This is a genomic window from Actinomadura craniellae (genome assembly GCF_003289645.1).
Classification (GTDB): domain Bacteria; phylum Actinomycetota; class Actinomycetes; order Streptosporangiales; family Streptosporangiaceae; genus Actinomadura_D; species Actinomadura_D craniellae.
Genome location: NZ_QLYX01000030.1, coordinates 1 through 6,791 on the forward strand (window position 1 = coordinate 1; position 6,791 = coordinate 6,791).

1 protein-coding gene is annotated in these 6,791 nt (G+C 69.9%); it reads right to left on the bottom strand.

Translation table 11 applies throughout. The features are described from left to right. Nucleotides 1-6,791, bottom strand: a 6,791-nt coding sequence (locus DPM19_RS34610; RefSeq protein WP_146779107.1) for a type I polyketide synthase, incomplete at both ends; no start/stop codon positions are given.

Here is a 6,791-nt window from a genome sequence, read left to right on the forward strand (position 1 = left end):
AGGTGGGGGTGGGTGTGGTGGGTGAGTGTGTGGGTGAGGGTGGTGGTGGCTTGGTGGGTGGTGAGGGGGGTGATGCCGAGGTTGGCCAGGCGTGTGTGGTCGGTGGTGGTGAGGTTTTGGGTGAGGTTGGTGGTGTGTTGCCACAGGCCCCAGGCGAGGGAGTGTGCGGGTTGGCCGTGGTGGTGGCGGTGGTGGGCGAGGGTGTCTTGGAAGGTGTTGGCGGCGGCGTAGTTGGCTTGTCCGGGGGTGCCGAGGGTGGCGGTCAGGGAGGAGTAGAGGACGAACGCGGCCAGATCGTGGTGGCGGGTGTGGTGGTGCAGGTTCCAGGCCCCATCGACCTTGGGCGCGAGCACGGTGTGGAGTTGGTGGGGGGTGAGGGTGTGCAGGGCGGCGTCATCCAGGACCCCGGCGGTGTGGATGACGGCGGTCAGCGGATGAGCCGCAGGGATCGTAGCGATCAGATCGGCCACGGCGTCGGGGTCGGTGATGTCGCAGGCGGTGATGGTGACCTGTGCTCCCAGGGCGGTGAGCTCGTTGCGTAGGGCATCGGCATCTGGGGCTGCGGGCCCTTGGCGGCTGGCTAGGAGCAGGTGGCGGGCCTGGTGGTGGGTGATCAGGTGGTGGGCGGTGAGGGCGGCGAGGGTGCCGGTGCCGCCGGTGATCAGCACGGTTCCGTCCCGGTTCCAGGGAACCGGGAGGGTGAGGACGTGTTTGCCGATGTGGCGGCCTTGTTGCAGGTCGCGGAACACCTGCCGGGCGTGCGCGACCGGCCGCACGGTGATCGGCGGTAGCGCCAACTGGCCGGCGGCGAAGAGTGCGGTGAGGTGGGTGAGCATGCGCTGGATCTGCTCGGGGGGCAGGGCGTTGAGGTCGAACGCCTCGTAGTGCACCCCGGGATGGTCGGCGGCGATCTGGTCGGGGTCGCGGGGGTCGGTTTTGCCCATCTCGATGAACCGCCCTCCGCGGGGCAGCAGGCGTAGGGAGGCGTCGGTGAACTCCCCGGCGAGCGCGTTGAGCACCACATCCATCCCCACACCATTGGTGGTGGTGAGGTAGTGGTGTTCGAAGTCCAGGGTGCGGGAGCTGGCCAGGTGGTCGGCATCGAACCCGGCTTCCTGCAAGACCGCCCATTTGGTGGGGTGGGCGGTGCCGAACACCTCAGCACCCAGATGGCGGCCCAACGTGGCGGCGGCCCACCCGACACCACCGGCGGCGGCGTGCACCAGCAGCCGGGTACCGGGCCCGACCCGACCCAAGGTGACCAGCGCGTGGTAGGCGGTCAGATAGGTGATTGGAACCGCGGCCGCCTGCGCGAACGACCAACCCTCGGGAATGCGGGTGAGGGTGCGATGGTCGGTCACCGCGACCGGGCCGAACGCCCCCGGCATCAACCCCATCACCCGATCCCCGACCACCAACCCCTCCACACCCGGGCCGACCTCCAACACCACCCCGGCACCCTCACTGCCGATCGTGGCCGCACCGGGGTAGACGCCGAGGGTGATCAGCACGTCACGGAAGTTCACCCCGGCCGCACGCACCCCCACCCGCACCAGACCGGCACCCAGCCCCCTACCCGAACCCCCGTCCAGGTCCGCACCCGGGTCCGCACCACCTTCAGGATCACCCTCCAGGCCCCCACTATCAGGACCAAACTCCAAGCCCTCAGAGGGCACCGCGACCAGGCCATCGATCGACCCCGGCACCGGCACACCCAGACACCACCCCTGCCCGGCGGGCAACGCCAACGAGTCATCGTCAGCCAGCCGGGCCAGCCGCGGCGTGTACAGCTGGCCTGCGCGCAACGCCAGCTGGGAATGCCCACCGGCCACCGCCGCCACCAACCTCGTGACCACGTCATCGAAGCTGTCCCCCGATTCGGCGTAGTCGCCGGAAACAGGGGCCAGGCCACCGGCCGAGCAGTCCAGGAGGACGATGCGGTCGGGGTTTTCGCCCTGCGCACTGCGGATCAGGCCCCATACGGTGGCGGCGGCCAGATCGGCGACGCCCTCGCCCGGACGGGCGGCGACCGCCGAACGGGTCACCACCACCAGCCGACCCGCGGCGTGACGCTCGTCGGCCAGCCAATCCTGCACCAACGCCAGCGTGGCTTCCGCAACCGCATGTGTCTGGTCCACCACATTGCGAGCCGGGGCGTGGGCGATAGGGGCCACGATCACGCCGGGGGCCGGGGTGAGGGCGTTGTCGATCGCCTCGTTCAGGGCGTTCAGGTCGGGGTGGCTGAGGACGGGGATGTGTGCGGCGTTCAGGCCAGCCGCCAGGCCGAGTTCGTCGCTGCCGACGACCGCCCATCCAGCGGTGGCGAGGGCGGTGTCCGGGGTGGGCTGGACAGGGGTCCATTCCAGGTGGAACAGGTGGTCGGCGCCGGTGTGCGGGCGGGTGGCCCATTGCCGGGCGGAGGCTGGCCGCATGGTCAGCGATCGCACCGAGGCCACCGGTGCGCCGGCCAGGTCGGTGATGTCCACCGCCACGGCCTGGACGCCCCCGGCTGGGCCGTCCCCGTTCTGGTCGGGCTGGTTTTCGGGGGTGAGGCGGACCCGTACGGCTGTCGCGCCGGTGGCGTGCAGGTGTACGCCCGCCCACGCGAACGGAAGCCACACCGCATCCTCGACGGGGTTATGGAGCGCGAGGAGGTGCAAGGTGGCGTCGAGAAGCGCGGGGTGGATGCCGAACTCGTCGCTGTCGGTCTGCTGGTCGGGCAGGTGGACCTCGGCGTACAGGTGGTCGTCGTCCTGCCAGGCGGCGTGCAGGCCCTGGAAGGCCGGGCCGTAGTGGTAGCCGCGTTCGGCCAGCTCCGGGTAGGCGTGGGTCACCTCGACGGGGACAGCGCCGGGCGGTGGCCATACCGAGAGGTCGGTCTCCGGTGCGGCTGGTTCGGGGGAGGGGCTGAGGGTGCCGGTGGCGTGCACCGTCCAGCCTGGGTCGCCCGGGTCGGCGTCGGCGGGGCAGGACCGGATGGTCACCGAGCGGGTCTCCGGCTGGTCGCCGTCCGGGAGTGGGCTGATGGTGACCTGGAGCCGGTGGGAGCCGTGTTCGGGCAGCAGCAGCGGTTGCTGGAGGACGAGTTCGTGGAGGTGCCCGCAGCCGGCCCGGTCGCCGGCGTGGATGGCCAACTCCACCAGGGCCGCGCCTGGTACCACCACGTTCGCGGCGATGGTGTGGTCGGCCAGCCAGGGGTGGGTCGTCAGTGACAGGCGGCCGGTGAACAGGTGTCCGCCATCGGCGAGTTCGGTGGCCGCGCCCAGCAACGGATGATTGGCCGCGCCCATGCCCAGACTGTCGGCATCCCCGGCCGCCGCCGACCCTTGCAACCAGTACCGCTCTCGCTGGAACGGGTAGGTGGGCAGCGCTACGGGGCGCGCCGGGGCCGGGAACAGGGCGGCCCAGTCGATGGGGACGCCGCGGGTGTGGGCGGTGGCCAGCGCGGTCAGCAGGGCGGGTGCCTCGGGACGGTCGCGGCGCAGCGTGGGGATGGCCCGGGAGGACCCGGAGAATGAGGGGTCGGACGGCCGGGTGAGGCATTCCTCGATCATGGGGGTGAGGGCGGCGTCGGGTCCGAGTTCGAGGTAGGTGGTGACGCCGTGGTGGTGCAGGGTGGTGATGCCGTCGTGGAAACGGACGGCCTGGCGGATATGCCGGGCCCAGTAGTCCGGGTCGCCCAACTGGTCGGCGCTCGCCAGGGCGCCGGTGAGATTGGAGACCAGGGGAATGGTGGAGGCCCGATAGGTGAGGCCGGCGGCGAGCTCACGGAATTCGTCGAGGATCCGCTCGGTGTGAGAAGAGTGGAAGGCGTGGCTGACGTTGAGGGCCCGGGTGCGGTGCCCCTGGTCCCGTAGCCGATCGGCGACCTGATGGACGGCGTCATGGTCGCCGGAGATCACGGTGGCGGCCGGGCCGTTGATCGCGGCGATCGCCACCTGGCCGTACGGGTCCTCCCGGCTGCCGGTGCCGGCAGGGGAGGCGATGGCCGCCTGCACCTTTTCCTCGGAAGCGCCGATGGCGACCATGGCGCCGGTGGGAGGCAGGGTTTGCATGAGGCGGGCGCGGGTGGCGACGAGGGCGCAGGCGTCGGGGAGGGTGAGGACTCCGGTGGCGTGGGCGGCGGAGATTTCGCCGAGGGAGTGGCCGATCAGGTAGTCGGGGCGGAGGCCCCATTCGGTCAGTAGCCGAAACAGCGCGGTCTGGAAGGCGAACAGCGCCGGCTGGGTGTAGGCGGTCTGGTTCAGCAACTCGGCCTGCGGGGTGCCGGCGGCAGCGAAGGTGATGTCGCGGAGCGGGTGGTCCAGGTGGGGGGTGAAGTGGTCGCAGGCTTCCTCGAAGGCGGCGGCGAAAGCGGGGAAGGTTCGATAGAGCTGGTAACCCATACCGGGGTGCTGGCTGCCTTGGCCGGTGAACACGAACGCGGTCCTGCCGTTGCCGGTGGGCAGGGTGCCGGTGACCACGTTGCCAGTGGTCGCTGCTGTTCCGGTTCCGTCGGCGGCGTCGGCCAGGCAGGCCAGACCGGTGGTGAAGTCCTCGACGTCACGGCCGACCAGCACCGCCCGCTCCGCGAAAGTGGTGGCGCGGGCGTTGGCCAGCGAGAAGCCGATGTCGTACGGGGCGAGCCCGGGATTGGCGGCGACGAACTCGCGAAGCCGCCGCGCCTGGTCGGCCAGCGCGTATTTGGTCTTGGCGGAGATCAGCCAGGGCACTGCGTTCGGGCTGTGCTCTCCTGCAACTGCCCGCTCTCGGGGACTCTGCGGGTCGGCCTGGCCATCGGGCTGTTCGACGGCGGGGATACCAGGGCCTTCGAGGATGAGGTGGGCGTTGGTGCCGCTGATGCCGAAGGAGGAGATGGCGGTGCGGCGGGTGGGTTCGTCATGCGGCCATGGGGTGGGCCGGGTGAGGAGTTCGATGTTGCCGCTGTCCCAGTCGGCGTGCGGAGTCGGCTCGTCGATGTGGAGGCTGGCGGGCAACTGGCCGTGATGCATGGCGGTGGTCATTTTGATGACGCTGGCGATGCCCGCGGCCGCCTGGGTGTGGCCGATGTTGGATTTGATCGACCCCAGGTAGAGCGGCCGGTCGGTGGGCCGGTGTTGCCCGTAGGTGGCCAGCAGGGCGTGGGCTTCGATGGGGTCGCCCAGGCGTGTGCCGGTGCCGTGTGCTTCGACGGCGTCGACCTGCTCGGGGGTGAGGTGGGCGTTGGTGAGTGCTTGGCGGATGACGCGTTCTTGGGCGGGGCCGTTGGGGGCGGTGAGTCCGTTGCTGGCGCCGTCTTGGTTGACGGCGGATCCGGCGATGATGGCGAGGATGGGGTGGTTGTGGCGTTGGGCGTCTGAGAGGCGTTCTAGGACGATGATGCCGGCGCCTTCGCTCCATCCGGTGCCGTCGGCGGCGGCGGCGAAGGGTTTGCAGCGTCCGTCGGGGGCCAGGCCGCGTTGGCGGCTGAACTCGATGAACACGTTCGGGGTGGACATCACCGTCACACCCCCTGCCAACGCCAACTCACACTCACCATTACGGAGGGCTTGGGCGGCCAGGTGGATGGCGACCAGCGAGGAGGAACAGGCGGTGTCGATGGTGACAGCCGGCCCTTCCAACCCCAGGGTGTAGGCGATCCGACCGGAGGCGACACTGGCGGAGGCACCGGTGAGCAGCTGTCCCTCGTACCCGGCCGGAACCGACCGCAACCGAGACGCGTAATCGCTGTGGATCACGCCGGCGAAGACTCCCGTCGGGGTGCCGCGGAGGGTGGCCGGATTGATGCCCGCGCGCTCGATCGCTTCCCAGCTGGTCTCCAGCAGTAGTCGCTGTTGCGGGTCGATCGCGGCTGCTTCCCGGGGCGAGATACCGAAGAACTCGGCGTCGAAGTGGTCCGCGTCGTAGAGGAACCCGCCCGCCCGGGTGTAGCACTTACCGGCCTGATCCGGGTCCGGGTCGTACAGCTCCTCCACCGGCCACCCCCGGTTGGCCGGGAACTCACCCATCGCGTCCCGACCGGAATGGACCAGCTCCCACAACTCCTCCGGCGAAGTCACCCCACCAGGGAAACGACACGCCATCCCCACCACCGCCACCGGCTCATCAGTCCCGGGGGCGCCTTCGCTCAACGTCGAGACCCGTGGCTGCGCGACTTTCGGCGCGAGTTGGGTGTGGATGTGGTGGGCCAGTGCTTGGGGGTTGGGGTGGTCGAAGATCGCGGTGGGGGTGAGTTTGAGGCCGGTGGCGGCATTGAGGCGGTTGCGGAGTTCGACGGCGGTGAGGGAGTCGAATCCGAGTTCTTTGAAGGCGCGGTCGGTGTCGATGGTGTGGTCGTTGGGGTGGCCGAGGACGGCGGCGGTGTGGGTTTGGACGAGTTGGAGGAGTGTGTGGTGCTGTTCGGTTGGGGTGAGGCGGGTGAGTTGGTCGGTGAGTTGGTGGGTGTGGGTGGGTGTTGTGTTGGTGGCGGTGCGGCGTTGGCCGTGGCGTTGGGGGGTTTGTTGGGTGTGGTTGGTGATGGCGAGGTGGGGGTGGGTGTGGTGGGTGAGTGTGTGGGTGAGGGTGGTGGTGGCTTGGTGGGTGGTGAGTGGGGTGATGCCGAGGTTGGTCAGGCGTGTGTGGTCGGTGGTGGTGAGGTTTTGGGTGAGGTTGGTGGTGTGTTGCCAGAGGCCCCAGGCGAGGGAGTGTGCGGGTTGGCCGTGGTGGTGGCGGTGGTGGGCGAGGGTGTCTTGGAAGGTGTTGGCGGCGGCGTAGTTGGCTTGTCCGGGGGTGCCGAGGGTGGCGGTGAGGGAGGAGTAGAGGACGAATGCGGC